This is a genomic window from Arthrobacter sp. D5-1 (genome assembly GCF_017357425.1).
Taxonomy (GTDB): Bacteria; Actinomycetota; Actinomycetes; order Actinomycetales; family Micrococcaceae; genus Arthrobacter.
This window is the reverse complement of sequence record NZ_CP014571.1, coordinates 820,997-846,264: the sequence shown is the minus strand read 5'-3', so window position 1 is coordinate 846,264 and position 25,268 is coordinate 820,997. Positions and strand designations below refer to the sequence as shown.

General features: G+C 62.2%; 20 protein-coding genes. 12 read left to right on the top strand and 8 right to left on the bottom strand.

What is annotated here, in order from left to right:
• Positions 1 to 2 precede the first annotated feature (2 nt).
• The 4 genes from AYX22_RS04025 (at position 3) to AYX22_RS04010 (ending at position 5,679) form a co-directional block, all read left to right on the top strand.
• The gene (locus tag AYX22_RS04025; protein WP_207596218.1) at positions 3 to 896 is read left to right on the top strand and encodes a LysR family transcriptional regulator; all 894 of its coding nucleotides are present in this window, start codon (positions 3 to 5) and stop codon (positions 894 to 896) included.
• A 192-nt stretch (positions 897 to 1,088) separates the two neighbouring features.
• Positions 1,089 to 2,693 (top strand): benzoylformate decarboxylase, encoded by a 1,605-nt coding sequence (mdlC, locus tag AYX22_RS04020; protein ID WP_242703516.1) that lies wholly within the window; start codon positions 1,089 to 1,091, stop codon positions 2,691 to 2,693.
• Between the two features lie 100 nt (positions 2,694 to 2,793).
• Positions 2,794 to 4,158: an aromatic acid/H+ symport family MFS transporter gene (locus tag AYX22_RS04015; protein WP_207596217.1), complete on the top strand. Its 1,365-nt coding sequence runs from the start codon at positions 2,794 to 2,796 to the stop codon at positions 4,156 to 4,158.
• Positions 4,159 to 4,191: 33 nt separating this feature from the next.
• Positions 4,192 to 5,679 carry an aldehyde dehydrogenase family protein gene (locus AYX22_RS04010; RefSeq protein ID WP_207596216.1) on the top strand — a complete coding sequence of 496 codons (1,488 nt, stop codon included), beginning with the start codon at positions 4,192 to 4,194 and terminating at the stop codon, positions 5,677 to 5,679.
• A 112-nt stretch (positions 5,680 to 5,791) separates the two neighbouring features.
• Here the strand turns inward: AYX22_RS04010 and AYX22_RS04005 are convergent, their stop codons facing one another.
• Positions 5,792 to 6,796: a LacI family DNA-binding transcriptional regulator gene (locus tag AYX22_RS04005; protein ID WP_207596215.1), complete on the bottom strand. Its 1,005-nt coding sequence runs from the start codon at positions 6,794 to 6,796 to the stop codon at positions 5,792 to 5,794.
• A gap of 228 nt (positions 6,797 to 7,024) precedes the next feature.
• Here AYX22_RS04005 and AYX22_RS04000 point away from each other — a divergent pair, with 228 nt between their 5' ends.
• Together AYX22_RS04000 and AYX22_RS03995 are read left to right on the top strand one after the other, a co-directional pair.
• The gene (locus AYX22_RS04000) at positions 7,025 to 8,314 is read left to right on the top strand and encodes an MFS transporter (RefSeq protein WP_207596214.1); all 1,290 of its coding nucleotides are present in this window, start codon (positions 7,025 to 7,027) and stop codon (positions 8,312 to 8,314) included.
• A 96-nt stretch (positions 8,315 to 8,410) separates the two neighbouring features.
• Positions 8,411 to 10,936 carry a hypothetical protein gene (locus tag AYX22_RS03995; RefSeq protein WP_207596213.1) on the top strand — a complete coding sequence of 842 codons (2,526 nt, stop codon included), beginning with the start codon at positions 8,411 to 8,413 and terminating at the stop codon, positions 10,934 to 10,936.
• A 54-nt stretch (positions 10,937 to 10,990) separates the two neighbouring features.
• On the opposite strand, the gene AYX22_RS03990 is transcribed toward AYX22_RS03995, so the two are convergent.
• Both AYX22_RS03990 and AYX22_RS03985 read right to left on the bottom strand, forming a co-directional pair.
• Positions 10,991 to 11,659, bottom strand: a complete 669-nt coding sequence (locus tag AYX22_RS03990) for a response regulator (protein ID WP_207596212.1) — start codon at positions 11,657 to 11,659, stop codon at positions 10,991 to 10,993.
• Complete coding sequence (locus AYX22_RS03985) at positions 11,656 to 13,254, bottom strand: sensor histidine kinase (protein WP_207597459.1); 1,599 nt, start codon at positions 13,252 to 13,254, stop codon at positions 11,656 to 11,658. The genes AYX22_RS03990 and AYX22_RS03985 overlap by 4 nt, the downstream gene beginning before the upstream one ends.
• 274 nt (positions 13,255 to 13,528) lie before the next feature.
• On the opposite strand from AYX22_RS03985, the gene AYX22_RS03980 reads away from it, so the two are divergent.
• The 5 genes from AYX22_RS03980 (at position 13,529) to AYX22_RS03960 (ending at position 17,622) form a co-directional block, all read left to right on the top strand.
• Positions 13,529 to 14,536: a tripartite tricarboxylate transporter substrate-binding protein gene (locus tag AYX22_RS03980; protein ID WP_089593660.1), complete on the top strand. Its 1,008-nt coding sequence runs from the start codon at positions 13,529 to 13,531 to the stop codon at positions 14,534 to 14,536.
• Positions 14,533 to 15,036 (top strand): tripartite tricarboxylate transporter TctB family protein, encoded by a 504-nt coding sequence (locus AYX22_RS03975; RefSeq protein WP_207596211.1) that lies wholly within the window; start codon positions 14,533 to 14,535, stop codon positions 15,034 to 15,036. Before AYX22_RS03980 ends, AYX22_RS03975 begins: the two co-directional genes overlap by 4 nt.
• Positions 15,036 to 16,625 carry a tripartite tricarboxylate transporter permease gene (locus AYX22_RS03970; protein WP_207596210.1) on the top strand — a complete coding sequence of 530 codons (1,590 nt, stop codon included), beginning with the start codon at positions 15,036 to 15,038 and terminating at the stop codon, positions 16,623 to 16,625. Before AYX22_RS03975 ends, AYX22_RS03970 begins: the two co-directional genes overlap by 1 nt.
• Positions 16,622 to 17,014, top strand: coding sequence for a universal stress protein (locus AYX22_RS03965; RefSeq protein ID WP_207596209.1), 393 nt, complete (start codon positions 16,622 to 16,624; stop codon positions 17,012 to 17,014). The genes AYX22_RS03970 and AYX22_RS03965 overlap by 4 nt, the downstream gene beginning before the upstream one ends.
• Before the next feature lie 77 nt (positions 17,015 to 17,091).
• Complete coding sequence (locus tag AYX22_RS03960; protein WP_207596208.1) at positions 17,092 to 17,622, top strand: GNAT family N-acetyltransferase; 531 nt, start codon at positions 17,092 to 17,094, stop codon at positions 17,620 to 17,622.
• 4 nt (positions 17,623 to 17,626) lie between these two features.
• On the opposite strand, the gene AYX22_RS03955 is transcribed toward AYX22_RS03960, so the two are convergent.
• The gene (locus tag AYX22_RS03955; RefSeq protein ID WP_207596207.1) at positions 17,627 to 19,762 is read right to left on the bottom strand and encodes a glycogen debranching N-terminal domain-containing protein; all 2,136 of its coding nucleotides are present in this window, start codon (positions 19,760 to 19,762) and stop codon (positions 17,627 to 17,629) included.
• Between the two features lie 41 nt (positions 19,763 to 19,803).
• The gene (locus tag AYX22_RS03950; protein ID WP_207596206.1) at positions 19,804 to 20,877 is read right to left on the bottom strand and encodes a glycosyltransferase family 4 protein; all 1,074 of its coding nucleotides are present in this window, start codon (positions 20,875 to 20,877) and stop codon (positions 19,804 to 19,806) included.
• A gap of 147 nt (positions 20,878 to 21,024) precedes the next feature.
• Between AYX22_RS03950 and AYX22_RS03945 the strand changes: the two genes are divergently transcribed.
• Positions 21,025 to 21,723 (top strand): DsbA family oxidoreductase, encoded by a 699-nt coding sequence (locus AYX22_RS03945; RefSeq protein ID WP_207596205.1) that lies wholly within the window; start codon positions 21,025 to 21,027, stop codon positions 21,721 to 21,723.
• Between the two features lie 98 nt (positions 21,724 to 21,821).
• Here AYX22_RS03945 and AYX22_RS03940 read toward each other — a convergent pair whose 3' ends face one another.
• From AYX22_RS03940 to AYX22_RS03930, 3 genes are read right to left on the bottom strand one after another with little or no spacing between them, the layout of a single operon-like run.
• Positions 21,822 to 23,360 carry an alpha-N-arabinofuranosidase gene (locus AYX22_RS03940; protein ID WP_207596204.1) on the bottom strand — a complete coding sequence of 513 codons (1,539 nt, stop codon included), beginning with the start codon at positions 23,358 to 23,360 and terminating at the stop codon, positions 21,822 to 21,824.
• Positions 23,361 to 23,409: 49 nt separating this feature from the next.
• Positions 23,410 to 24,309 (bottom strand): carbohydrate ABC transporter permease, encoded by a 900-nt coding sequence (locus AYX22_RS03935; protein WP_207596203.1) that lies wholly within the window; start codon positions 24,307 to 24,309, stop codon positions 23,410 to 23,412.
• Positions 24,310 to 24,312: 3 nt separating this feature from the next.
• Positions 24,313 to 25,233 carry a sugar ABC transporter permease gene (locus AYX22_RS03930; protein WP_089593642.1) on the bottom strand — a complete coding sequence of 307 codons (921 nt, stop codon included), beginning with the start codon at positions 25,231 to 25,233 and terminating at the stop codon, positions 24,313 to 24,315.
• Between the last annotated feature and the right edge of the window lie 35 nt (positions 25,234 to 25,268).

Below are 25,268 nucleotides of genomic sequence, written 5' to 3'. Positions count from 1 at the left end.
TCATGATGGATCTGAACCTTGTCCGGGTGTTTACGGCTGTCATGGAAGAAGGCTCAGTCACGGCCGCAGCCTATCGCCTCAACTTGTCACAACCTTCAGTCACGCAAGGCCTCAACAGACTCCGCAGAATCGCAGGCTGTGACCTCTTCCGCAAGGAAGGGCGTGGCATCGTACCTACACGCGCCGGGCTGCAGCTTTTTGAGGAAATCGGCAGACTTCCACATTTGGTCGACGACGCGATGGGCCGGCTATCGAAGTTCGATCCCCTACGGGCGGAGACAACGTTCCGCATCGCCCTGACCGACCTGGGCCAAGCGGTTTTCCTTCCGACTCTGGTATCAGGACTGGCGGCCGAAGCGCCCGGCTGCAGCCTTAACGTCGTCGACCTGGACACCGAATCGGCCGGCGAGGAACTCACATCGGGGCGGCTGGACCTGGCCGTTTCGTCGACCCTCCTGGACGGCAACCTCCAAGCAACGATCGTTCGTTGGGACCGGTACTGCTGCGTCGCCAGAAAGGGAACGTTTCCAGAGCCGGCACCGTCGTTGGAAGACCTGACCGGGCTGCCAAGGATTGTCGTCCGCGGCAGCGCGGGCCACTCCTACATGCAGTCCCTGTTGCCACCGGCCCCGGCAGGCTCAGTTCATCTGTCCGGATTTGCCGCCATCCCCGGAGTCCTGGCTGTTCGGGACCTGGTGACGTTCGTGCCGGAGGTCGTCACCTCCGAGTGGATCTCCAGATGGGGGTTCGATGTCCTGCCGCTTCTGGGCGACGAGTTCGCTGCCCCGGTGCGTGCCCACACCGCGAGCCAAGCAGCATCGTCGGCGTCGGCGTGGTTCGCGGAGTGGGCAATAGCAACACTCAGGACGCCCACCACTGATTCCTCCAATACATAAGCCTGACCTATCTTTAGCACAAGAATCCATTATTAGACCTCGGTGATCTGTCTCACTAGCCTTAAAAAGCGGCTACTGATACACACTGCCGCTGGTGCTGCTGATATGGACTAGCCAAATACTGCTCCAAGCCGGAGAGAACAGGCGCAGCTCACCAATGACCCAACAACTCCCGTCATTGAAAGAGGACCCGTGGACGCCCACAAGACCGTATTGGAATCGAGCCTGGATGTGCTGCGCGCCCACGGGATGACCACCATTTTCGGCAATCCCGGTTCAAATGAACTGCCTTTCCTCGCCGGGCTCGACAGTGATTTCGACTTCGTGCTCGGGCTCCACGAGCAAGTAGTAGTAGGCATGGCCGAGGGCTACGCACGGGTGACCGGAAGGCCTGCGCTGGTGAATCTCCATGCTGCCTCGGGTACAGGCAACGCAATGGGAGCACTCACCAACGCCCGCTACGGACACATCCCCATGGTCATCCTGGCGGGGCAGCAAGTCCGGCGTACGGTCGGGCAGGAAACGATGTTGGCCAGCGCAGACGCAGCAAGCCTGCCATTGCCCCTCGTGAAGTACTCGCACGAGCCACTGGCGCCCGCCGATGTTCCACGCACGCTTTCCCAAGCCATTCTTGAGACGACTACCCAACCCAGTGGACCCGTCTACCTCTCAGTGCCACTGGACGACTGGGCGGAACCCGCCCTGCACGATGACTCGCTGCTGGCGGACCGCTCAGTTTCCTATGCGGGCGAACTGCCCGACTCACTGGAGCAAGAACTAACAGCTCTCATCAAGGACGCCAAGAGTGTGGCTTTGGTTCTCGGGCCGCAGGTCGATGCCGCAGCCGTGCGTGACGAATCCGTCTTCACCAACATTGTTGCTCTGGCCGAGAACCTCAACGCATCGGTCTATGTCGCACCTTCACCGTCCCGCTGTCCGTTCCCCACCACCCACCCGAATTTCTCTGGCGTCCTGGTACCGGGGATCTCATCGGTGCGTGAACACTTGTCCGGACACGATGTCGTGCTGGTTATTGGTTCCGCAGTTTTTCGGTACCACCGATGGGAGCCAGGGAACTACCTGACAGAAGGTACGGAAGTAGTGCAACTCACGCAGGACACCCGTGAAGCGACGCGCGCGCCGTACGGTCGAGCCATTGTTACAGACGTTGCCAGCGCAATTCGTCGTCTGGCCTCCTCAACCCGCGGCAATTCACTTGCCACCGACAAACCGAAGCGGATCCCCTCAGCGGCCAAGACTTCGCCCGATGGCATGACCGGAACCGAGATTCTTGAGGTACTGAACGACTGTGTGACGGACAGCGTGGTTTACGTCAATGAAACCACCACCTTGGACTTGGAATACCTCGAGCGCATCGTCATTGAGCGGCCCGGAGGCTACCATTTCCCGGCTTCAGGCGGTTTGGGGTTCGGTCTCCCGGTAGCTGTGGGCATGGCGATAGGCGACGCCGATAAGACGGTGGTTGCCACGGTAGGAGATGGCTCCGCCAACTACGGAATCACAGCCCTCTACACGGCAGCACAACGGCAGACTCGGACCATCTTCGTGATTATCAACAACGGTGGGTACGGTGCTTTGGCTGCGTTTGCCCAGCGGATGGGAGTTCCCTCGGTCCCCGGCCTCGAACTGGGAGGGATCGACTTCGTATCCATCGCCGAAGGCTACGGTGTACCGGCTCAGAAAACCCGGACACGCGAGGAGTTCCAGCTCGCGTACAAGCGCGCACTCGCCGCAACGGGGCCGGTTCTCATCGATGCGCGGGTGGTCGGCGGCTGATCACTTCGCAGGATCTTTTCCGGCCGGAGGCCTCGACGGCGGGCGCTCCCTGACCGGCGGCCCGCCGATCTCAAAATTCACAGCACGGATAGGAATCGCAATGACGCAATCCACTCCCAGCTCCGTCATGGCTGGAGCTCCCCTCAGCAAATTTCACGTGGTCCTGCTGGCATGTTGCTCCTTCATCATGTTCTTCGATGGCTACGACCTGATCGTCTACGGATCAGTTCTGCCAACTCTGATGAAGGAATGGAACTTGGCGCCCGACCAAGCAGGTTGGCTGGGCAGCGCGGCACTGGTAGGCATGATGTGCGGTGCAGTGTTCCTGGGTTCGCTCGCAGACCGCATCGGCCGGCGACCTGTCATCCTTCACGGAACACTGCTGTTTTCCATCGCTGCCGTTCTCACGGGGTTCTCAACAGGCCCGGAAATGTTCGGGATCCTCAGGTTCGCCACGGGAGTATTCCTGGGCGGCGTCATTCCCAACATTGTTTCCTTGATGAATGAACTGGCACCCGCGGCCAAGCGGCACACCATGACCACGATCATGCTCAGTATGTACTCGGTGGGGTCGATCGCGGCAACCCTGGTTGCCATCTGGATTCTGCCGCTGCTCAGCTGGCATGCAGTCTTCTTCGTCAGCGGAATCTCACTGCTGGCGCTCCCGTTCCTGTACTCGCAGATGCCGGAATCGCTGGAATTCCTCACGAGCCGTGGCCAGCAGGCCGCCGCCCGCAAGCTCATCCACCGGGCCCGTCCCGGCGCTGATCTTTCCCTTGTTACTTGGACTGCCGGACGTGAAGCCGGGCTGCGTGCTGTAACGGTCGCCAGTCTTTTCCATTCAGGCCGCGCCCTGGGCACTCCCATGATCTGGATCGCCTTCGCGATGTGCCTGCTCATGGTCTACGGCCTGAACACCTGGTTGCCGAAGATCATGATCGCCGGCGGATATGATCTGGGGTCCAGCCTGCAATTCCTTGTTGTCCTGAACATCGGCGCCACAGCGGGCGCGCTTCTCGGAGGATGGTTGGGCGACCGTTTCGGGAACAGGAAAGTCCTTGTCGCCTTCTTCGGCTTGGCAGTAGTCTCGCTGGTGGCCCTGGGCCTGCATCCCGCACCCATCCTCCTGAACGCGCTGCTCCTGCTGGCCGGAGCAACCACTGTGGGGACCCTGGCCGTGATCCATTCGTTCGCCGCAGACTTCTACCCGGCTGCGATGCGCTCCACGGGGGTCAGCTGGTGCTCTGCCATCGGAAGGCTCGGGGCCATTGCAGGACCGGTGCTCGGAGGAAACCTCCTGGCGATGGAGCTTCCGCAAACACAGAATTTCATGGCATTTGCAGCACCTGGCCTCCTGGCGATCGTGGCAGTGCTGCTGGTCCTCAAGCCAAAGAAGGACGGAACGGAATCACGCAGCAAGGAAGTTCAACAGCTTGCAGTCACCAACACGTCAACCAACCACTAAACCATCAACCACCACCATCATCAGGAGAACACCATGACAACGCACATCGCGGAAACCACCACAGACGTTTGGATCACCGGCCAACAGTACATCGGCGGCACGTGGCGTGACGGCAACTCGTCACGGCAACTGCAGGTGACGGATCCCTTCACCGGCGAAACACTCCTCACCATTCAACAGGCCGATAAAGCCGACCTTAATGACGCATACGTGACGGCCGAGGAAGCGGGGCGCAGCTGGGCCGCAACGAGTCCGGCAGTTCGCCAGCAAGTCATGTTGAAAGCAGCCCGGATCATGGAGGAACGGCGCGAGGAAATTGTTTCCTGGCTCATCGCGGAGTCCGGGAGCACCGTCCTGAAGGCCAACATCGAGTTGGGCGCGGCGATTGGCATAACCGTTGAATCCGCCTCTTTCCCGCACCGTGTGCACGGAAAGATTCTTGAGTCGAACACGGCAGGCAAAGAGAACCGGGTCTATCGCCGGCCCTTGGGCGTCGTTGGGGTCATCAGTCCGTGGAACTTTCCCCTGCATTTGACGCAGCGTTCCATCGCCCCGGCCTTGGCCCTGGGAAACAGTGTGGTCATCAAGCCTGCCAGTGATACACCTGCTACTGGCGGGCTGATCCTGGCAAAAGTGTTCGAGGAAGCCGGACTCCCGCCGGGCGCACTCAGCGTCGTCGTAGGAGCAGGTTCGGAAATCGGAGACGCCTTTGTGGAACACCCAGTCCCGTCATTCATTTCGTTCACGGGTTCCACACCGGTAGGACAAAACGTCGCGCGTTTGGCGTCCAGCAGCGAACACCTCAAACACGTAGCCCTGGAACTTGGGGGCAACAGCCCGTTCGTGGTGTTGGCAGATGCCGACATCGATCAGGCAGTCAGGGCCGCCGCCATGGGGAAATTCCTGCACCAGGGTCAGATCTGCATGGCAATCAACAGGATCATTGTCGAAGACGACGTCCATGATGAGTTCGTGGAGAAGTTCGCTTCACACGTCAGGACACTGGGATTCGGAAACCCTGCAGACCCGAATACGGTGATCGGGCCGGTCATTAACGGCAAACAGTTGGACGGGCTCCTCGAGAAGATCCGGACTGCCCGGGAGCAGGGCGCCCGGGTTATCGTCGACGGCGAGGTGCAAGGCAACGTCCTGCCGCCTCATATCTTCTCCGAGGTCACACCTGACATGGAGATTGCCAAGGAAGAGATCTTCGGACCCTTGGTCGGCATTCTCCGCGCCAAGAATGAAGCTCATGCACTTGAACTGGCCAACGACAGCAACTTCGGTCTGTCCAGTGCCGTCTTTACCGGCAGCGCTGAACGCGGCGTGGTTTTCGCCCGCGGCATTAAAGCCGGAATGACGCACGTCAATGACACACCCGTCAATGACGAACCGCACGTAGCCTTCGGCGGCGAAAAGAGCTCGGGTCTTGGACGTTTCAATGGCGACTGGGCCATTGAGGAATTTACCACCGACCAGTGGATCAGCATCCAGAACACGCCTCGCCGGTACCCGTTCTAACCCGTAATGGCATCATTTGCCGGAGGGTTGGCCCATGAGACGGGCAACACGGCCAACCCTTCGGCGCCTGACGCACCTCACATTCCGTGCCGTTCCCGATCCCATCCGTGCTTTATGTCGAGGATCGGGCAATGACCTGGGGCTCAAAGACCACGTGGCGCTGTTCGGCATTGACAGGGCCCTCGAGCTGTTGAAGGAGCAAGTTGATGGCGGCGCGGCCGTAGGCTCTGGGGGGCGTGTGGATCGTGCTGACGGGCACTGAGTTGGTGCTGCCGATATCCAGATCGTCATAACCTATGACGGCGATGTCTTCGGGTACTTTCAGCCGGCCATCGCGCTGTATTCCGTCAAGCAACCCGATCGCCAAGAGGTCATTGGCGGCGAAGATCCCGTCGGGCACTCTTTCCTGCGTCCGGCTCAGCAGCGCCTGCGCGGCATTTCTGCCCTCCGAGAGTGTCCGTTCCTCGACCAGGACGATTTCCAGTGACGCATCCGGAGTCTCCCGGACCGCCTGCGATGCGCCGCGGAACCGGTCGTTGATCTGACGGATGTCGAGGGGACCGCCAACGAAGCAGATGCGTCTTTTTCCGCGGTCAATCAAATGCTTTGCCGCGAGGTATCCGCCTGCCCGGTCGTCTACGGAGACAGAGGCCCTGGCTGGTGACTCGGATTTTTGACCGGTGAGCACGAAAGGGATACCGAAGCCCTGCAGCTTTTCCAGTTGAGCGTCAACATCTCCCTGAGCTGCAACGATGACACCCCTGACTTGCTGGGCTGCAAACAACTCAAGATATTGTCGCTCGCGCGCCTTGTTTCCTGCCGTGTTGGCGACCAGGACGTGGAGCCCTGCGTCGGCGGCCAGTTTCTCCACTTCGTTGGCGACTTCGGAAAACCACATGCTGCCAATGTCGATGGTCAGGTGACCGATGACCGTACTGCGCCCTGCGCGCAATTGCCGCGCGGCGTCACTGCGAACATATCCAAGACTTTGGATGGCTGCAGCCACCCGGGCCCTCACTGGCTCGGACAGCTTATGCGGAGCGTTGTAAAAGTTGGACACAGTGGTTTTTGATACGCCGGCGGCCGATGCCACGTCCGTGATCGCCACTCTTCCCATCGATATAACTCCTAAGCTTCATGCGCGCGTGTGACCGTCGCACCGCCCGTACGCAATCTTGTCACAGCCTTACCGCCGGACACTTGAACAGGGGTGCGGAAAACTCTTGTCACCACTAAATTGAATCGATACACTTCATACGAAGCGCTTCATGCTGCAGTAGCAGTGAACCGATACACTAAACCATTTTGGATCCTGTGGATCCCCTTAATACTCGAAGGCGAGTACATGGCTACTAAGACTCCCGCAATAGCGGGCAAAATATGGTTCCGGGCTGGAGTCGCCGGAATGGCCTCCTATTTGGATGCGGCTGCAATTGTCTCCACCGGAACGGCTCTGGTCTTGTTCAAAGGACCGCTGGGGCTCACACCGATGACGATCGGGTTGCTGTCCTCTCTGCTGACGATCTCCATCGCCGTGGGATCGATCGTCGGCGGCACTCTCGGGGACCGCTTTGGTCGTCGGCGGGTATTCACCGCGACGATGATTCTGCTAGTCATCGGCGCCGCGGTCATGGCCACGGCGTCCAGCGAACAACTGCTCTATCTCGGAGTGGTGCTGCTGGGCCTTGCCGCCGGCGCGGACCTGCCCGTGTCACTGGCCCTGATAGCTGAGATCGCTCCCCAGGGCGCCCGCGGGAAGCTTGTCGCGTTCAGCCAGGTCTTCTGGTATTTGGGCTTGATTGCAGCCCAAACCATGGGCTTGTTTGTTGGCGGCCTCGGCGAAACAGGCGCACGTCTTCTCTATGCACACATCGTTCTCATGGCTGTTATCGTGCTGTTGTTCCGGCTCCGGATCCCGGAGTCCCGGCAATGGATCACAGCGCGGGACGATCTGAAAGCCCATACCGGCGTCACAGGGAAGGCCCCGGCGGCCTTCCGCCAGCTCTTCAAGAAGCCCCTCTTCAGTTCACTGATCGCCCTGACGCTGTTCTACTCAACGTTCAACATTGCGGCCAACACGAAAGGCCAGTTTGGCATCTACATGTATGTCACCGTCGCTGGAACCAACGTACAAACAGCTTCGGCGATCTCGCTTGCACTGCTTTTCGTGAGCATCGCATTTGCCATCCTTTTCATTCGACTTGTTGATGGCCCGCACCGTATCCGGTTGTTCATTCTGGGTATCCTCTTCGCCGCGCTCCAATTCGCCATCCCGGCGACCTTGGGCGTGACCGTCTGGACGTTGGCCTTCGGATACGCCTTCGGAACCATCGGGCTCGCCTTCGCGTTCGAAGGAATCCTCAAGGTATGGACCCAGGAATCATTCCCGACATTGCTCAGGAGCACCGCGCAGGGAACCATTGTCGCCGTCGCCCGCGTCATTGCTGCAGTGGCCGCCCTCTTCGCCCCAGGCCTGCTCGCCGTGAGCCCGAACGCGCTCCTTGCGGCGCTCTCAGGTCTCGTCATCATCGCCGGCGGGTTCGGGCTCTGGGTCTCACGGCTGCCGAAGGCAGGGCTTGCAGAAGCCGATGACCCGGTTGTGGACGAGGCTGCCTACAGCACCCCTCGGAAGTAGCAGCCGCCTGCCAATCCGTACCAATAAGCCCACGGCCCGCCACGGTCGAGAACTTCACCAGGCGGGCCCTGGGCGTTACCAAAAAGGAGAACCCCAGTGACGCGAACCGCCGCCGCAACCCTGACCGGAACCCCGGAGTACTTGCTGGAAAACCATCCATGGGCCCGTCAGTGGCGTGGCGAATGGATCGGCCAAAAGCCAGTGCCTTCCTCGAAGGACAGGATGGCGCGGGGTGCGCGCACCGCCCCTTTTTCCCGGCATCTCTACCGGTCAACCCTGACCGTCGACACCCTTCCCACCACAGCCCCGCTGCGCCTCACCGCAGACTCCCGCTACGTCCTGTACGTCAACGGTGAAGAAGCGGGCCGGGGCCCCGTCCGCTCCCAGCCAAGAAAGCTGCACTACGACTCCTACGATGTCGCCGCCCTCCTCCAGGAGGGCAGCAACCAAGTGGTTGTGCTGGTTACCTACTACGGTGCCGCCAATTCATTCTGGCAACCAGCAGCAGGCACCGGGAACTTCGGTTCCACTGGTGTCCTGGCTTTAGAGATGCAGCTGGGGCAGGACTGGTTCGTGAGCGGCGCGGACTGGGAAGTCCAACATGCGACCGCATGGTCCGAACCTCCCCGCAGAGGCTTCGCCGGAGGAGTCCCGGTCGAGGTCTTCGACGCCCGCCTCCTGGAACCCGAATGGAAGGAGGGAACCGGAGGAACCTGGAGCGCAGCGCACGTCCAGCCGGTTGTTCACCTCTCGGGCCTGGGAGCGACGCGACCGCCTTCAGACCCCTTCGGGGCCCTGCTTCCCCGCCCCATCGGCGCCTGCGGCGGCGACGAAGTAGCACCAGTTGCCGCTGCCATGGGCAACAGCAGACCCCTGGCAACTGCGGCAGAAGACCCCGTAGACAATGTCCGGACCCTCTGGCACGGCCTGACTTCCGCGATGGCTGAGGTGCAACCCGGTGACGTGGGTTTTGACGTGACCGGCCCGGTAACCCGGGCCATCTCCTTCGACTTCGGCCGCATCGTTGCCGGACACACGGCCTTCTCGCTGGAAGCGCCTGCCGGAACGACCATCGACATCCTTTACCGTGAAGCGCCCGACACCACTCCCGAAACCGCCGGACACCATGCGCCAAGGACCGGCGCCAGATACATCGCGAGGGGCAGGGACGATACTTTCGTTGCCCAGGAAATCAACGGCCTCCGCTGGATCAGCATGATCATCACTGTTCCCCACGCAGGCACGGTCCGGCTCAGCAATCTCCGGGTCCGCGAGTACCTGTCACAGCGAACAGGCACCTCGTACTTCCGATCCAGTGACGCCGAACTGGACAAGCTCTACTTGGCGGGCATCCGTACCGTGGCACTCAACTCATTGGATGCCTACGTTGACTGCCCCACCAGGGAACAACGTTCATGGGTCGGCGACGCAGTGGTACACCAGATGGTAAACCTCACCACCTCCGAGGACTGGCGACTGCCCCACTGGTACATCGAACTCGCCAACTCGCCCCGCCCGGACGGCATTCTCCCGATGAGCGTTGTGGGGGACCTTGAACACAGCCAAGGATTCACGATCCCGGAGTGGTCCCTCTATTGGGTCCACGGCCTGCACAATATCTTCCGCTACACCGCCGACCGCGACACGCTGACAGCAGCTGCTCCCACCGCCCGCCGCATTCTGGAATGGTTCGTACCCTACCTGACAGACGGCGGGCTACTGGCCAACTTGCCCGAATGGACCCTGACTGACTGGTCAAGCATCTTCCTCAACGGTGAAAGCTCCATAGATACCGCTTTCTGGGCAGCGGGACTGCTCGAATACGCAGACATCGCAGAATTTCTTGGCAACGCCGGCGATGCCTCATGGGCAAAGGCTTTGTACGTCAAAGTCCGCACAGGCTACGAGATCTTCTGGGACGAAAGACGCGGGACCTACATCGACCACATAGTCGACGGGACGCCTCAGCCCGCGGCATCCCAAATCTCCGGAGCCCCCATCACCAGCGGCCTTGCCCCTGCACACCGGATTTCCCGGGTCATTGACTGGATAAGCAACCCAGTCCGTCAGGTCACCAGATCCTGGATCGGCGGCAACGGCACGTACGACGAGGAGAAAATAGCCCGCCAAATCAAAGGAGACCGCCTCGTTGATTGGAACACTGAAAGCGAGACAGTAGTAGCCCAGCCATTCGCATCCTTCCTCGTCCACGACGCATACGCCAAAGCTCAACGGCCCGACCTCATACTCAGCAGCATCCGCCGCTGGTCGACGTTCCTCCAGGACGGATGGGACACCTTCGGTGAGTGCTGGGGCTGGGGAACGCCGGCACACGGCTGGAGCTCAACACCCACACGCGACCTTATCCAACACATCGCTGGAGTAGCCCCGGCCGAACCGGGCTTCACCCGCGCGAAGATCTCTCCCGCCTATGGAACCGTGGACCGCCTGGAAGCCAGCACACCCACCCCGTACGGGAGCATCGAGATCACGCTGAGCGGCAGCGCAGTCACCGTAAACAGCCCGATTCAATACACGCTCGTACATGCCGACGGCAGGGAAACCCACCACCCAGCGGGCAGGGCTGAACGTACCGCAGCTGCACTGTCCGGTGGGAACTGACGACGACCTCCCGCGTCCGAAAGGCGCTGCGGAACGGCCAGGGCTGGTGTGGCCTCACCGCCCCTTCAGCACATATCGCCTTTCAGGACGTCCGACGCCGTACTTGAGTCGGACGTCCAGCGCCCCCTCGTCGTGGAGGTACTCAAGGTAACGGCGGGCGCTGACGCGTGAGGTCCCCAGTTGCTCGGCAAGCTCAGCAGCGGAAAGGTCACCCGGGGCCGACTTCAGCGCGGACTCAACCAATTCGAGGGTCTCCACGCTGCACCCTTTGGGCAGCGTCCGCTCGGAAACACCCAGGCCAAAGACCCGATTGACGTCTGACTGTTCGGCCTCCTGTTTCGAAGCATCCAGCCCTTGGTAAGCACTGAGGTAGTGCTCCAGCCGTTCCTGCAGGTCAGCTTGGGAGAACGGCTTGATGAGGTAGTGCACAATCCCGCCACGCAAGGCCTTCCGCACGGTCTCCACTTCGCGGGCCGCGCTGATCACCAGCACGTCCAGGTCGGGAGCGACGTCCCGCAGCTGGTGCATGAGGTCCAAGCCATTGATGTCGGGAAGATGGATGTCCAACAACACAAGGTCGGGCTGGAGCCTTTGCGTCTCCGCCAAGGCCTGGGCACCCGTATGCGCCACGCCCACCACCCCGAACCCTGGGGTCCGTTGAATGAATCCGGCGTGCACCTTGGCCACCATGAAGTCGTCGTCAACAATCAGTACCTTGATCACGGCTTCGCTGCCCCTTCGCTTGAATCTGGTTCGTGCTTTCCGAACCGCGCTGTGAACACGGCTCCGTTGTCGTTGGACACAGTGAGGTCCCCTCCCGACCGCCGGCAGATCACCCGCGACAGCGCCAAGCCAAATCCCCTCGCATCACCGGGCCCCGGGTCCTTGGTGGAAAAGCCCTGACGAAAGATGTCTTCCGCGGAGCCGGAGGGAACACCCGGTCCGTTGTCCCGGACGGTAACCGTGACACCGTCCGGCGAGTTGACCACCAACACGCGGACCGAAGCCCCGGTGCGGCCAGTGACGGCGTCGAACGCGTTGTCCACCAGGTTGCCCACCACGGTGGTGAGGTCGCGCGACAGTTCCTCTTTGACGCGTGGCAGCGCAGAGTCCGGATCCAGTTGCAGTTCCACGCCCCGTTCGGTGGCAAGACTGGCTTTGGCGATCAGGAGGGCGGCGAGCGCAGGGTCCTCGATCCGGCTGGTGACGTCGTCATTGAGCCGGGTGCGGTCCACGGTGGCGCCGTTGACGAACTGGACCACGGAGTCGTATTCGCCGATCTGGATGAGCCCGGAGATGACGTGGAGCTGGTTGGCGAACTCGTGCGCTTGAGCTCTTAGGGTGTCAGTGACGGTGCGGGTGGCGCCGAGTTCGCTCTCCAAAGAGGACAACTCGGTCCGGTCTCTCAGCGTTGTCACCGAACCGATGTCGCGGCCGCGCGAGCGCAGTGCCACGCGGTTCATGACCACCAGCCGCTCCCCCACGAGCACCAGCTGGTCGGGGTCGGACTGTTCACGGGTCAGGACGATCTTCAAGGCCGGGTCGACGTGGAGGGATCGCAGCTTCTTTCCCACACAGTCCGCGGGCAGTCCAAGGAGTTGGCGGGCACTCTGGTTGGCCACCGTGATGCGCTCATGGGGATCCAGGGCCACCACCCCTTCCTTCAGGCCCTGCAGCATCGCTTCCCTGTTTTCAACCAGTCCCGTGATCTCCCGCGGTTCCATGCCAAGGGTTTGCCGTTTGACGCGGCGTGACAACAGGAGGGATCCGGCGACGCCCAGGACGCTGGCAACACCCAGGTAGGTGAGGAGGTTGGGCACGGCATCGCCCAGGCGCTCGATGGTGGAGGGGTAGTTCCTGCTGACGGAAGCTACGCCGATCATGATTCCGGCGTCATCCAGGACGGGGACATGGGCGGAAAGTACGGCCCCTCCACCGGTCGGCAGGACGCCGGTCCACGCCCGGCCCTCCATGACCCTGCTTTCACCGAGGGGCAGCGATTGTCCTACCAGGCTGGGATCGGACGAGGCCACCACCGTACCGTCCAGCTTGGCGAGGGCCACGTGGGAAGATCCCGACACGGTGCGGACGGATTCGGCCACGGCGGGAAGTGCGGAACCGGCGCGGGGTTCGGCTGTGGGCAGCAACGCGCGCACGGTGGGGTTGTTGCCCAAAGCCTCGGCAGCGGACAGTGCCCGACGCCCCTCTGTCCGTTCGAAAACAGCAGCGGATTGGGCGAGTGAAATGGCCACCACCGCCACAAGAACAGCCAGGACAATGAGCAACTGCAGCACAAGGTACTGCCCCGCCAGGGACATTCCTCTTCTTCGAGACAGTCGAGTCACTGCTGGGTTCCTTTGGTGGTGCCAGTGAGCGGGAGGGTGGATTGCAGCTTCCCCCGTGGCGTACCGGAACTATACCCCAGCGGTACGTAAGGCCAGATCAAACGGCCAAAAACCGTGAACGCAATGAACTTAAAGATCACTGCGAACACAAGAGTGATCGTCGTCACGTACACGCCTAGCATCAAAGGAACGGGGCATAACGCTGATCGCCCTGCACCGTATTTTCAATGATGAGAAGAGGAACACCATGCGCCAGATCCGCGCATTGCGAGTCGCCGCCGTCGCCGCCGGCATCGCCCTGATGGCCACCGGCTGCGGTGCCACAGGTAAGTCCACAGGTTCTGAAAGCTCCGGCGCTGCCGCGGGGCCCATCACCGGTCTCCAGATCATGGTCCCCAACACTCCCGGTGGCGGCTACGACACCACCGCCCGGGCAGCCGCCAAGGTACTGGACGACGAGAAGATCTCCACCAACACCGAGGTATTCAACCTTGCCGGCGCCGGCGGAACAGTTGGCTTGGCCCGCATCGTCAATGAAAAGGGCAACGGTGACCTCACCATGCTCATGGGCCTGGGCGTTGTGGGAGCCAGCTACACCAACAAGTCCGAGTCGAAGCTGACCGAGACCACCCCGTTGGCAAAGCTGATCGAAGAACCCGGCGCCATCATGGTGGGCAAGGACTCCCCGTACAAGACCATTGATGATCTGGTGAAGGCCTGGAAGGCCAACCCGGCTTCCATCTCGGTTGGCGGCGGCTCCTCGCCTGGCGGCCCGGACCACCTCCTGCCGATGCAGTTGGCGGGCGCTGTTGGCATCGACGCTACCAAGGTCAACTTTGTGTCGTACGACGGCGGTGGCGACCTTTTGCCCGCCATCCTCGGCAACAAGCTTGGTTTCGCCGCTTCCGGCGCAGGCGAGTACCTCCAGCAGATCAAGTCCGGCGAGATCCGCGTCCTTGCCACCAGTGGCGAGAACCGTTTGGAGGGCGTGGATGCTCCCACGTTGAAAGAGTCCAACATTGACTTGGTCTTCACCAACTGGCGCGGCATTGTGGCCCCTCCGGGCATCAGCGAGGACGACAAGAAATCCTTGATCGCCGCCCTCGAGAAGATGCACGAATCTGCCGGTTGGAAGGAAGCCCTGAAGACCCACAGCTGGACGGACGCTTTTGTCACCGGTGACGAGTTCCAGACCTTCCTGACGGACCAGGACAAGCGCGTTGCGGATGTCCTCACCAAGCTCGGGTTGGCGTGAGCTCCACAGCCACAGGCCTTAAAGGCCGCGCCGAGCTGGGGGTAGCCCTCCTGCTCGGCGCGGTGGGCGTCCTGGTCTTCCTGGACGCGAACGGCCTGGTGACCCCGTACTCCCAGTCGGACCCCGTGGGTCCGAAGACTGTTCCGTTCATTGTTTCCGGGCTGCTGATCATCTGCGCCATCCTCCTTGCCATCAACGTCCTCCGCGGCGGCAAGGGCGAAGCCGAAGGCGGCGAAGACGTTGACCTGGCACACCCCGCCGATTGGAAGACCGTCCTCCCGCTGGCCGGAGCTTTCATCCTGAACATCCTGCTCATCGACTGGGCCGGGTGGGTTATCTCGGGAACGGTCCTCTTCTGGGGCAGCGTGCTGGCACTTGGCAGCCGCCGCTACATCCGGGACGGCCTCATCTCCGTCGCATTGTCACTGCTGACCTTCTACGGCTTCTACCTCGGTTTGGGCATCGCCCTTCCTGCCGGGCTCCTGGAAGGAATCCTCTAATGGACGTCTGGTCCTCCTTGATGGACGGTTTCGCCACCGCCCTGACCCCCATGAACCTCTTGTTCGCCGTGATCGGCGTGCTCCTGGGTACCGCCGTCGGCGTTCTTCCCGGGCTGGGCCCGGCCATGACCGTGGCACTGCTGCTTCCGGTGACCGCTGCCTTGGAACCCACCAGCGCCTTCATCATGTTCGCCGGCATCTACTATGGCGGCATGTTCGGCGGTTCCACCACCTCCATCCTCCTGAACACACCGGGTGAATCGTCGTCAGTAGTGACGGCCATCGAAGGCAACAAAATGGCCAAGGCGGGCAGGGCCGCGCAGGCGCTTGCCACCGCGGCCATCGGTTCGTTCATCGCCGGTACCATCGGCACCGCACTGCTGGCAGTGTTCGCGCCCATTGTGGTGCAGTTCGCCGTGAGTTTGGGCGCTCCGAGCTACTTCGCCATCATGGTCCTCGCGCTGCTGGCCGTCACCGCGGTCCTGGGCTCTTCCAGGCTCCGCGGTTTCGCGTCGCTTGCCCTTGGCCTGGCCATTGGCCTGGTGGGCATCGATTCGGTGACCGGCCAACGCCGCCTGACCTTCGGCCAGCCCTTGCTGGTGGACGGCCTGGACATCGTGGTGGTGGCCGTCGCAATCTTCGCCGTGGGTGAAGCCCTCTGGGTTGCTGCCCACCTGCGCCGCACTCCTCTCCATGTCATTCCCGTTGGCCGTCCGTGGATGGGCAAGAAGGACTGGGGACGTTCCTGGAAGCCCTGGCTTCGCGGCACGGCTTTCGGATTCCCCTTCGGAGCGCTTCCGGCTGGCGGCGCGGAAATCCCCACGTTCCTCTCCTACGTCACGGAGAAGCGGCTCAGCAAGCACCCGGAAGAATTCGGCAAGGGCGCCATCGAAGGCGTGGCAGGACCCGAGGCGGCCAACAATGCTGCCGCCGCCGGAACCATGACGCCGCTGCTCGCACTCGGCCTCCCCACCAACGCAACAGCCGCCGTCATGCTCGCCGCGTTCACGTCCTACGGCATCCAGCCCGGCCCGCAGCTGTTCTCCAGCCAAGGCCCCTTGGTGTGGGCATTGATCGCCAGCCTCTTCATTGGCAACTTCCTGCTCCTGCTCATCAACCTGCCCTTGGCACCCGTCTGGGCCAAGCTTCTGCAGCTTCCCCGCCCCTACCTCTATGCAGGCATCCTGTTCTTCGCCACCTTGGGCGCCTACTCGGTCAACCTGCAGGCCTTCGATCTTGTGATCCTGCTGGTACTTGGCGCACTTGGCTTCATGATGCGGCGCTTCGGGCTTCCGGTCCTGCCGCTGATCCTGGGCGTCATCCTCGGGCCGCGCATCGAAGGGCAGCTTCGTAAGACGTTGCAGCTGAGCGCCGGCGACCCCGCAGGCCTCTTCAGCGAACCGATTGCAATCGTGGTCTACATCATCGTGGCAATCATCTTGGTGTGGCCATTCATCTTCAAGCTCATCCGCCGCAACCGTCCAGTAGCTCCCGCAGGACCGTCCGGGCAGGCGACTCCCGCAGAACCGGAGGCGGCAGCTCCCACCGAGTCAACCACCCCGACCCACCAGAAACAGGAGAAACCATGACCATCGTGGTGGGATACGTCCCCACACCAGAAGGCGAAGCAGCACTGACGCAGGCCATCGCCGAGGCCAAGAAGAGCAACGACACCCTCCTGGTCATCAACTCGTCCAAGGGCGACGCCTTGGTGGACAACCGGTACGCCCAGGAACCGGACATCCAGAGCATCGAGGAGCGTCTGGCCGAACAGGGCATCCAGCACATCATCAAGCAGCCGATCCGTGGTCACGATGCCGCTGCCGAAGTCCTGGACGCCGCCGACGAAAACGACGCCGCCCTTATTGTCATCGGCCTTCGCCGCCGCAGCCCCGTAGGCAAGCTCATCATGGGCAGCGTTTCCCAACGGATCCTGCTGGAGGCGGACTGCCCGGTGCTGGCGGTCAAAGCCGACTAGGAGTTTTCGTACAGCCAATGCCCCTAAGATTCGTTCTTAGGGGCATTAGCTGTCCAAGAAACTTCCAAGGGGGCCACGTGACTGAAACCATCCGCACCGCAACAACGCACGACGCCGGGAAGCTGGCTGAGCTTGCGGCCGCCACCTTCCCGCTGGCGTGCCCGCCGGGGTCGTCACCGGCTGATATCCAAGCCCACCTCGAAAAGACGCTCAGCGAGGCCAACTTCGAGGATTACCTCGCCGACGCCAACATCACCATCATGGTGCTCGACGACGACGGGCAGCTCCTGGGGTACACCATGCTCATCGCCAAGCCGGCCACCGACCCTGACGTCGCCTCTGTGCTGTCCGCCCTCCCCTCCACGGAGCTGAGCAAGTGCTACGTCCACCCCGACCACCACGGCAAGGGCGCCGCATCACAACTCATCAAAGCTTCCCTGGCTGATGCGGCGGATAAGGGCGCATCAGGGGTGTGGCTGGGTGTCAACAGCGAGAATGCCAAAGCCATCCGTTTCTACGAGAAGAGCGGGTTCCAGCGCGTCGGCACCAAGTCCTTCACACTCGGGACCGCGGTGGAACACGACTTCGTCATGGAGCACGAACTCTAGGACGCTAGCCGAACAAGTCCCCTGCCAGAGGCGGCCGGGGATCGGAACGCAGTTCGAGCCCGGCCGGCAGCCCGGTCACGGTCCCGGACGAACCAGAGGCTTGCACCGTGATCCGCGAGCGCCCCAGCAGCACGTTGTCCGCGCGGAACGACCCATAAGCGTCGGGCAGTATCGGCGCCAGGTGCAACACGTCCCGGGTGAAGTCCGGATCGAAGCGCAGCAGGATCCGGGCCAGTTGGACGGGCGCCGCAGCCGCCCACGCTTGCGGGGAACACGCCGTCGGATACGGAACCGGCTCCGCAAAGTCGCTGCGGTCAAAGCCGCAGAACAACTCCGGAAGTCGACCACCAAAGTGCTCGGCGGCGTCGAACAATCCGCTCGCAATCCGGCTGGCTTCCTTCACGAAGCCGTACCGCATGAGGCCGGTGGCGACCAGCGCGGTGTCGTGCGGCCAGACGGAGCCGTTGTGGTAGCTGACGGGGTTGTACGCGCCCATGTCCGAACCCAACGTCCGGATGCCCCACCCCGTGAACATCTCCGGCGACATCAGCCGCTCGGCCACCAGCGGCGCCTTGTCCTCGTCCACAATGCCCACCCACAGGCAGTGCCCCATGTTTGAGGTACAGGAGTCCACGGGCTTCTTGTCTTTGTCCAGCGCCAGCGCAAAGTAGCCGCGGTCCGGTAGCCAGAAGGCCTCGTTGAAGGCGGCTTTCAGCGCTTCGGCGCGGTCCGCGCACCGGCGTTCGACGGCGGTATCGCCCGCCGCCCGCGCCAACAGCGACCGCCCCACATAGGCCGCGTAGGCGTAGGCCTGCACTTCGCAGAGCGCGATGGGCGTCTCCGCCATGCGGCCGTCCGCAAAGTTGATGCCGTCCCAGGAGTCCTTCCAGCCCTGGTTCACCAGCCCGTGCTCGTTGGGCCGCTGGTATTCGATGAAGCCGTCGCCGTCGCGGTCCCCGTACTGCTCCATCCATTCGATGGCACGGTCGGCGTGCGGGAGGAGGGATTCGATGATGTCCGCCCCAAGGCCCCACCTGCTGAGCTCACCGAGCGTGGAGACAAACAAGGGTGTCGCGTCGGCCGTTCCGTAGTAGGCAGTTCCGCCCAGCGAGAGTCCGGCAGTGACACCGAGCCTGACCTCGTGAGGGATGCGTCCGGGTTCCTCCTCGGAGTCCACATCCACTGTGCTGCCTTGGAGCCCTGCCAGGGTCTGCAAGGTTCCCGCTGCAAGGTTGGGATCCACCATGAGCGACATATAAGAGGCCAGGAGCGAGTCGCGTCCGAACAACGCCATAAACCACGGTGCTCCGGCGGCCACGGCGGCGCGTCCTGGATGGGCGGGGTCGAAGATCCGCAGCGAGCCCAGATCGCGTTGGCTACGCTCCAGGACTTCCTCCACGTTGGCATCAGTCACAGCGATCCGGGGTACGTGCTCTTCCCAGGCAGCGTGGCGCCGGACGCTGGGGGTGTGGTGCAAAGGTGTGGTCTCGGTAAAGGGGTCGTGGGGGCCCTCCCCATTGACCAGGGGGAGCGCGATGATGCTGGTGCTCCATTGGCTGCGGGCCGGGATGGTGATCTGGAACGTCAATCCATCATCGGAGACCTTGGCGCCGGAGGCCCGGAAAGCCACTCCCCGGCGTTGGCCGCTGGAGTGGAGGGAATCGATGTGAAGTTCCTTCTTGTGAGCCTTCTTGGTGGGTGCTCCGGCTTTGTTGGTCCGGCCGCCCTTGACGTCAAAGAGGTCCGCCAGGTCGGCGTCGAGCAGCAGTTCAATTCCGCAGGGGGCGTCCTGTCCCGAGTAGTTCCTGATAGTGATGTCATCCCGCAGGCCGGCACCCACATGCCGTTGATGGTGGACTACCAAGGGGCTGTCGAACCTGCCGTCGGCCGAGCACGCCCGACCCACGTACTCTGCCTGGAAAGCAGTGGGATTCCGCGCCACCAGCGGTTCCCTCAGCGCCCCGTTGACCCGCAGGATCCAGCGAGACACGATTCTGGTGTCCTGGTAGTAGGCACCCTGGGATCCGCCTCCATGGATGTCACCCGAGTGCGAGGAAATACAGAAGGACGAACCTTCGACGACGGTGACGGCGCCGAGCTCTGACGCTCCGGCTTCAGTGTCTTCGTTCCAAGCAGTCATGGCCAACAGGCCTCCTCGGGAGTCTTCCGTGAGGGCAGTCCCTACAGGGCTTGCCTCTGATTTTCTTGCAATAGACTCCCTCCGGAAAGAGGTCCAGCCGAAAATTGTTCGATGACTTTGGCGTAAAGGTCCAGGTGGTCCGCAGCCATTCGCGCTGAACTGAAGGACTCCTCCACTGATCGTCGGCAGGCATCCCGGCTGAGGAACGGAACCCGTTCAACGCAGGCCGCCAACTCACTGGGGGAACCCACAAAGCCAGTGATCCCGTGCCGAACAATCTCCGGGGCAGCACCCATTGGGGTGGCCAGGACAGGGGTACCCGTGGCGAGTGCTTCGATCATCACCAACCCAAAAGGTTCATGCCACTGGATGGGGTTGATCAGGGCGAGAGCATCACCCATCAGCTCGAATTTTTCCGGGTCCGACAGTTCTCCCAGGAACTCCTCCTGATTTCCCAGGGCCGGCCGCACCACGTCACGAAAATACTCTTGCTCGTCCTTGGCATGCATCTTTGCCGCGATCTTCAGTGGGACGCCGGCTTCGCGGGCAACGGCCACGGCTTCGAGGAGTCCTTTGTCCGGGCACATGCGGCCTACAAAACAGGCATACCCTCCGGCTCCACTCCCTATGCTCACCGCTGACAGATCGATTCCGTGGTGGATCACGGCTGTGACCGGTACATCCCGGGTCCTGCTGCATTGATCGTGGGAGATCGCGATGATGGCGGTATCTTGTGCCATGGCACGGTAAAGGGGCGAGTAGATGGGCGACAACGGCCCGTGGATGGTGGTGACTACGGGGATGCCAGCTGGCCGATGCGCGTAGAGGGGTCCAGCAAGAGTGTGATCGTGGATGACGTCCATGTCCTGCATCTGTGCATAGGCCCTGATGACGTGCCCAAGTTCGCTGGCGGTCTGTCCCAGTTCCTCCGGGGCTGAGGGGCCAAAGCCGGGTACTTGGGGCACCGGGCAGGTGCTGTCCGAGGCGGTTGCCAGCAGGACATCGTGTCCCGCGTCCGCCAACGCCCGCGCCAGGGCATCCACTACACGCTCTGTTCCACCATATTTTTCCGGTGGCACTGTAAACCACGGGCCAACGATGAGTCCGATGCGCATGCTGGAGCCTCCGCGCAAAACCCCCAGTCCAAGGGCTGGCTTCATAACCCATTCCAAGAGTATGGGGCCTGGGACCGGACGGCAACGGGTGAGCAAAATAACAGCCGTGTGAGGAATGCCCCGCCGGCCCGACGGGTTGTCCAGAGCATGAAGATTGAGATCTGGTCAGACGTCGCGTGCCCGTGGTGCTACATCGGCAAGCGCCGTTTCGAGACCGCGCTGGCACAGTTCCCGCACCGCGATTCGGTGGACATCGAGTGGAAGAGCTACCAGCTGGACCCCTCCGTACCCGAGCACTACGACGGCACCGAATTGGACTACCTGAGCAAGCGCAAGGGTATGGCTCCTGAGCAGGTAAAGCAGATGTTCGCCCACGTCACCGAGACTGCCAAGGGCGAAGGCCTGGATTATCACTTCGACAAGGTGGTGGTGGCCAACAGCTTCACCGCCCACCGCCTGATCCACCTTGCCGCCTCCCATGGCCGCCAGGACGCAGCCAAGGAGCAGTTGCTCAGCGACCACTTTGAGCACGGCAAGGACATCGGCAACCAGGAGTACCTCACGGAACTCGGCGCGACGCTCGGGCTGCCGTCCGATGAAGTGGCAGAGCTCTTCACTTCCGACAAGTTTGCCGAAGAGGTCAACCAGGACATCAATGAGGCCCGCGCCATAGGCGTCACCGGCGTCCCGTTCTTCGTCATCGACCGCAAGTACGGCATCTCCGGCGCCCAGCCCGCCGAACTTTTCAGCGAGGCACTGAACCAGGCCTGGCAGGAAGCCAATCCCCTGATCCCGGTGGGCGCCTCGGACGCCGAGGCCTGCGGGCCCGACGGCTGCGCGATCTAGCCAGCCAACCGCCGTCGTACCTTAACCCAAGTAGGTAACAGCAAACGTCGCTATGAGTGCTCATTGCGACGTTTGCTGTTACTCAGTTGGGTCAGCGGCTAGCCTTTCACCACGTCAAGCTCGACGACGGCCCAGGACAGTGCGGGCAGCGTCAGGCGGAGCTCGGAACCAGTCGCCTTCACGCCCTCCAGTGCCGTCAGGCCAACACGGCCCGGCTGCTCCTGGCTGTTGATGGTGAAGCGGTCGCCACCCTCCGGGATCTCCAGAACCTCGGCGCGGAGCACCTGGCGGGCGTCAAAACCGCGCAGGGCGACCTCGACGTCGGCCGCTTCTTCCAAGCCGCGGTTGGCGAAGAACAGTGCCACGCGCCCCGTTTCCTCGTTCCACGTAGCGCTGACATCCACCAGGTCCGTGTCGCCGAAACGGTTGTTCGAGTACTTGTCCGAGTCCACGGACAGCCGCAGGATCTGCCCCTTGGCGAGCTCGGCCATCCGCGCGAACGGGTGGAAGATGGTCTGCTTCCACGCTGGCCCGTTCTCTTCCGAAAGGATCGGCGCGATCACGTTGACCAACTGCGCCTGATTGGCGATTTTCACGCGGTCACCGTGGCGGAGGAGCGAGTTGAGCAGCGTGCCCACCACCACTGCGTCGGTCACGTTGTATTTGTCCTCGATCACCCGGGGGTGCTCACGCCAGCCTGCCTTGGCCACGTTGTGCGGCTGGTCCTCGGTGTCCAGTCCGCGCTGGTACCAAACGTTCCACTCATCGAAGGACAGATTGATGTGCTTCTTGTGCTTGCCCTTGGCACGCACAGCGTCCGCGGTGGCCACCACTGACTCAATGAAGTAGTCAGTATCGACGGCGGAGGCCAGGAAGCTGCCCACGTCACCTTCATGTTCCTGGTAGTAGGCGTGGAGGGAAACGTAATCCACTTCGTCATAGGTGTGGGTCAGGACCGTCTGCTCCCACGCGCCGAAGGTGGGCATGCTGGAACTGGAACTGCCGCAGGCCACCAACTCAAGCGAGGGATCCACGAACCGCATGGCTTTGGCGGCTTCCTGTGCCAGCCGGCCATACTCGTCGGCGGTCTTGTGGCCAATCTGCCAAGGCCCGTCCAACTCGTTGCCGAGGCACCAGAGCTTGATGTTGAACGGGTCCTTGTGGCCGTTCTTGGCGCGGAGGTCGGACAGGTACGTGCCGCCGGGGTGGTTGGCGTACTCCACAATCTCGCGGGCTGCGTCCACTCCCCTGGTGCCCAGGTTGATGGCTTCCATGATTTCCGTGCCGGCCTGCTTGGACCAGTCCACAAACTCGTGCAGGCCAAACGCGTTGGTCTCTACGGTGTGCCAGGCACCGTCAAGCCTGCGCGGCCTGTTTTCGCGGGGGCCGATGCCGTCTTCCCAGTTGTAGCCCGAAACGAAGTTGCCGCCGGGGTACCGGATGACGGTGGCGCCCAGTTCCTTGACGAGTTTCATGACGTCCTGGCGGAAGCCGTTCTCGTCCGCCTCGGGGTGTCCGGGCTCGTAGATGCCGGTGTAGACACAGCGGCCCATGTGCTCCACGAAGGAGCCGAAGAGTCGTCGGGGTACCTCGCCAATGGTGAAGTCGCGATCGAGGGTGATGCGTGCGCGGGACATGTATCTCCTTGGTTGTGTTTCAGGTCTGGTAGTAAGCGGTGGGTGCCGGTCAGGTTCCGGCGAGTCCCGTCGTCGCAACGCCTTTGATGATTTGGCGCTGGAAGAAGAGGAAGACCACAATCAGCGGCAGCGCGGCCAGCAGCGCGGACGCCATGTTCTGCGCGTACTGGATGCCGTAGGCGCTCTTGATGGTCTGCAGGCCCACGGGGAGGGTCAGCAGGTTGCCGTCGTTGGTGGCGATGAACGGCCACAGGAAGTTGTTCCACGCGCCGATGAACACGAAGATCGCGACGGCGGCCAGGATGGGCCGGGACAACGGCAGGATGATTTGTGTAAAGATCCGCAAGCGGCTGGCGCCATCCATCACAGCCGCTTCCTCGAGCTCGCGCGGGATCTGGTCGAAGAACTTCTTCAGCACGAACACCATGGCGGGGTGGATGACCTGCGGCAGGATGATGGCCCACGAGGTATCGATCAGGTTCAGCGCCAGCATCTGGTAGAACAACGGGATGATCAGCACGGGTGGCGGAATGATGATGGACGCGATGATCACGGTCATCAGCACCTTTTTGCCCTTGAAGTCGATCCTCGAGAGCGCGTAGGCCACCAGTGCCGAGATGACCAGGGTGATGGCCGTGATGGCAGCCGAGGTGTAGAGCGAATTCCAGGTCCAGAGCGGGATGTTGCCGTCTTGGAACACCTTGACGAACGCTTCAGGAGTGAATCCCGACGGCGGCAGCCAGGTGACGTCCGGAGCGGCGGCATCCGTCTCGGTCTTGAAAGCGGTCGCCGTGGCCCATGCGAACGGGATCAGCCACAGAACGGCAATAATAGCGGCGACCACGACGGCCGCGATCCTGCCCACCGTCAGCTTCTTGCGGGGTTGGCGGATCTCCGGGCTGTTTGTGGTGGTGCTGGGTGCGGGACGTGTCAGGGTAGGGGTTGCCATTGCTTATGCACTCCTGCGGCGGGTGATGACGAACTGCATGACGGAAACAACCACGATCAGTCCGAAGAAGATGTAGGAGATGGCTGCAGAGTAGCCCAGCCGGTAGCCGGTGAACCCGGTTTCAAAGATGTACTGCACCACGGGGCGGGTGGACCCTGCCGGGCCGCCTGCGGTCATTTGGTAGACCTGGTCGAAGATCTTCAGTGACGCCAGGATCTGGAGGAGCACAATCATCACGGTGGTGGGGGTGAGCTGCGGCAGCGTGATGGAGAAGAACTGGCGCCAGGCTCCGGCGCCGTCCAAGGATGCTGCCTCGTAGTGCTGGGCCGGGATGTTTTGCATGGCGGCCAGGTAGAGCAGGAAGTTGAAGCCCACGGTCCACCAGAGGGTGGCGATGACAATTGCCCACATGGCCACGTTGGGGTCGTTCAGCCAGGCAACCCGAGGGAGGCCGATGCCGGTGAGGAACTCGTTGATCAGGCCAAGCTGCGGGTTGTACATCCAGGTGAAGAACAGCGAAACCACAGTGGAAGCCAGCAGGTAGGGCGCAAAGTAGGAGAGCCGCCACAGCCATTGGGCCGGGAGTCCCACGTTGAGCAGGGCTGCCATGACCAGGGCTACGAGGACCAGGGGCACGGTGCTGATCACCGTGAAGTAGAGGGTGTTGCCCAAGGACCGCCACATGTCTGCGTCGGCCAAGGCCTCGGCGTAGTTGGCGAAACCGATCAGGCTGTCGTTGGCCCCGGTGAGGGACTTGCCCGTGAGGCTCATGTAAAAGCCGTAGAGGATGGGCCAGACGAGGAAAACGAGGAAGAACACCAGGAACGGGGCGGCAAATCCCCAGCCGCTCAGGTTGCTGCGGGTGCGGCTCCCGGGTTTGCGCAGACTCTCCGGCCTCGGCCGGGACAGCGTAGAGGTACTCATTCAAGAACTCCTTTGGTCGCTCGGTACGTGGGCCG

Coding starts and splice junctions, on each gene's coding strand:
- AYX22_RS03945 (WP_207596205.1), top strand. CDS start 21,025: ATGAAGATTGAGATCTGGTCAGACGTCGCGTGCCCGTGGTGCTACATC.
- AYX22_RS03965 (WP_207596209.1), top strand. CDS start 16,622: ATGACCATCGTGGTGGGATACGTCCCCACACCAGAAGGCGAAGCAGCA.
- AYX22_RS04025 (WP_207596218.1), top strand. CDS start 3: ATGATGGATCTGAACCTTGTCCGGGTGTTTACGGCTGTCATGGAAGAA.
- AYX22_RS03930 (WP_089593642.1), bottom strand. CDS start 25,233: ATGAGTACCTCTACGCTGTCCCGGCCGAGGCCGGAGAGTCTGCGCAAA.
- AYX22_RS03950 (WP_207596206.1), bottom strand. CDS start 20,877: ATGCGCATCGGACTCATCGTTGGCCCGTGGTTTACAGTGCCACCGGAA.
- AYX22_RS04000 (WP_207596214.1), top strand. CDS start 7,025: ATGGCTACTAAGACTCCCGCAATAGCGGGCAAAATATGGTTCCGGGCT.
- AYX22_RS03980 (WP_089593660.1), top strand. CDS start 13,529: ATGCGCCAGATCCGCGCATTGCGAGTCGCCGCCGTCGCCGCCGGCATC.
- AYX22_RS04015 (WP_207596217.1), top strand. CDS start 2,794: ATGACGCAATCCACTCCCAGCTCCGTCATGGCTGGAGCTCCCCTCAGC.
- AYX22_RS03940 (WP_207596204.1), bottom strand. CDS start 23,360: ATGTCCCGCGCACGCATCACCCTCGATCGCGACTTCACCATTGGCGAG.
- AYX22_RS03985 (WP_207597459.1), bottom strand. CDS start 13,254: ATGTCCCTGGCGGGGCAGTACCTTGTGCTGCAGTTGCTCATTGTCCTG.
- AYX22_RS04010 (WP_207596216.1), top strand. CDS start 4,192: ATGACAACGCACATCGCGGAAACCACCACAGACGTTTGGATCACCGGC.
- AYX22_RS03935 (WP_207596203.1), bottom strand. CDS start 24,309: ATGGCAACCCCTACCCTGACACGTCCCGCACCCAGCACCACCACAAAC.
- AYX22_RS03955 (WP_207596207.1), bottom strand. CDS start 19,762: ATGACTGCTTGGAACGAAGACACTGAAGCCGGAGCGTCAGAGCTCGGC.
- AYX22_RS04005 (WP_207596215.1), bottom strand. CDS start 6,796: ATGGGAAGAGTGGCGATCACGGACGTGGCATCGGCCGCCGGCGTATCA.
- AYX22_RS03970 (WP_207596210.1), top strand. CDS start 15,036: ATGGACGTCTGGTCCTCCTTGATGGACGGTTTCGCCACCGCCCTGACC.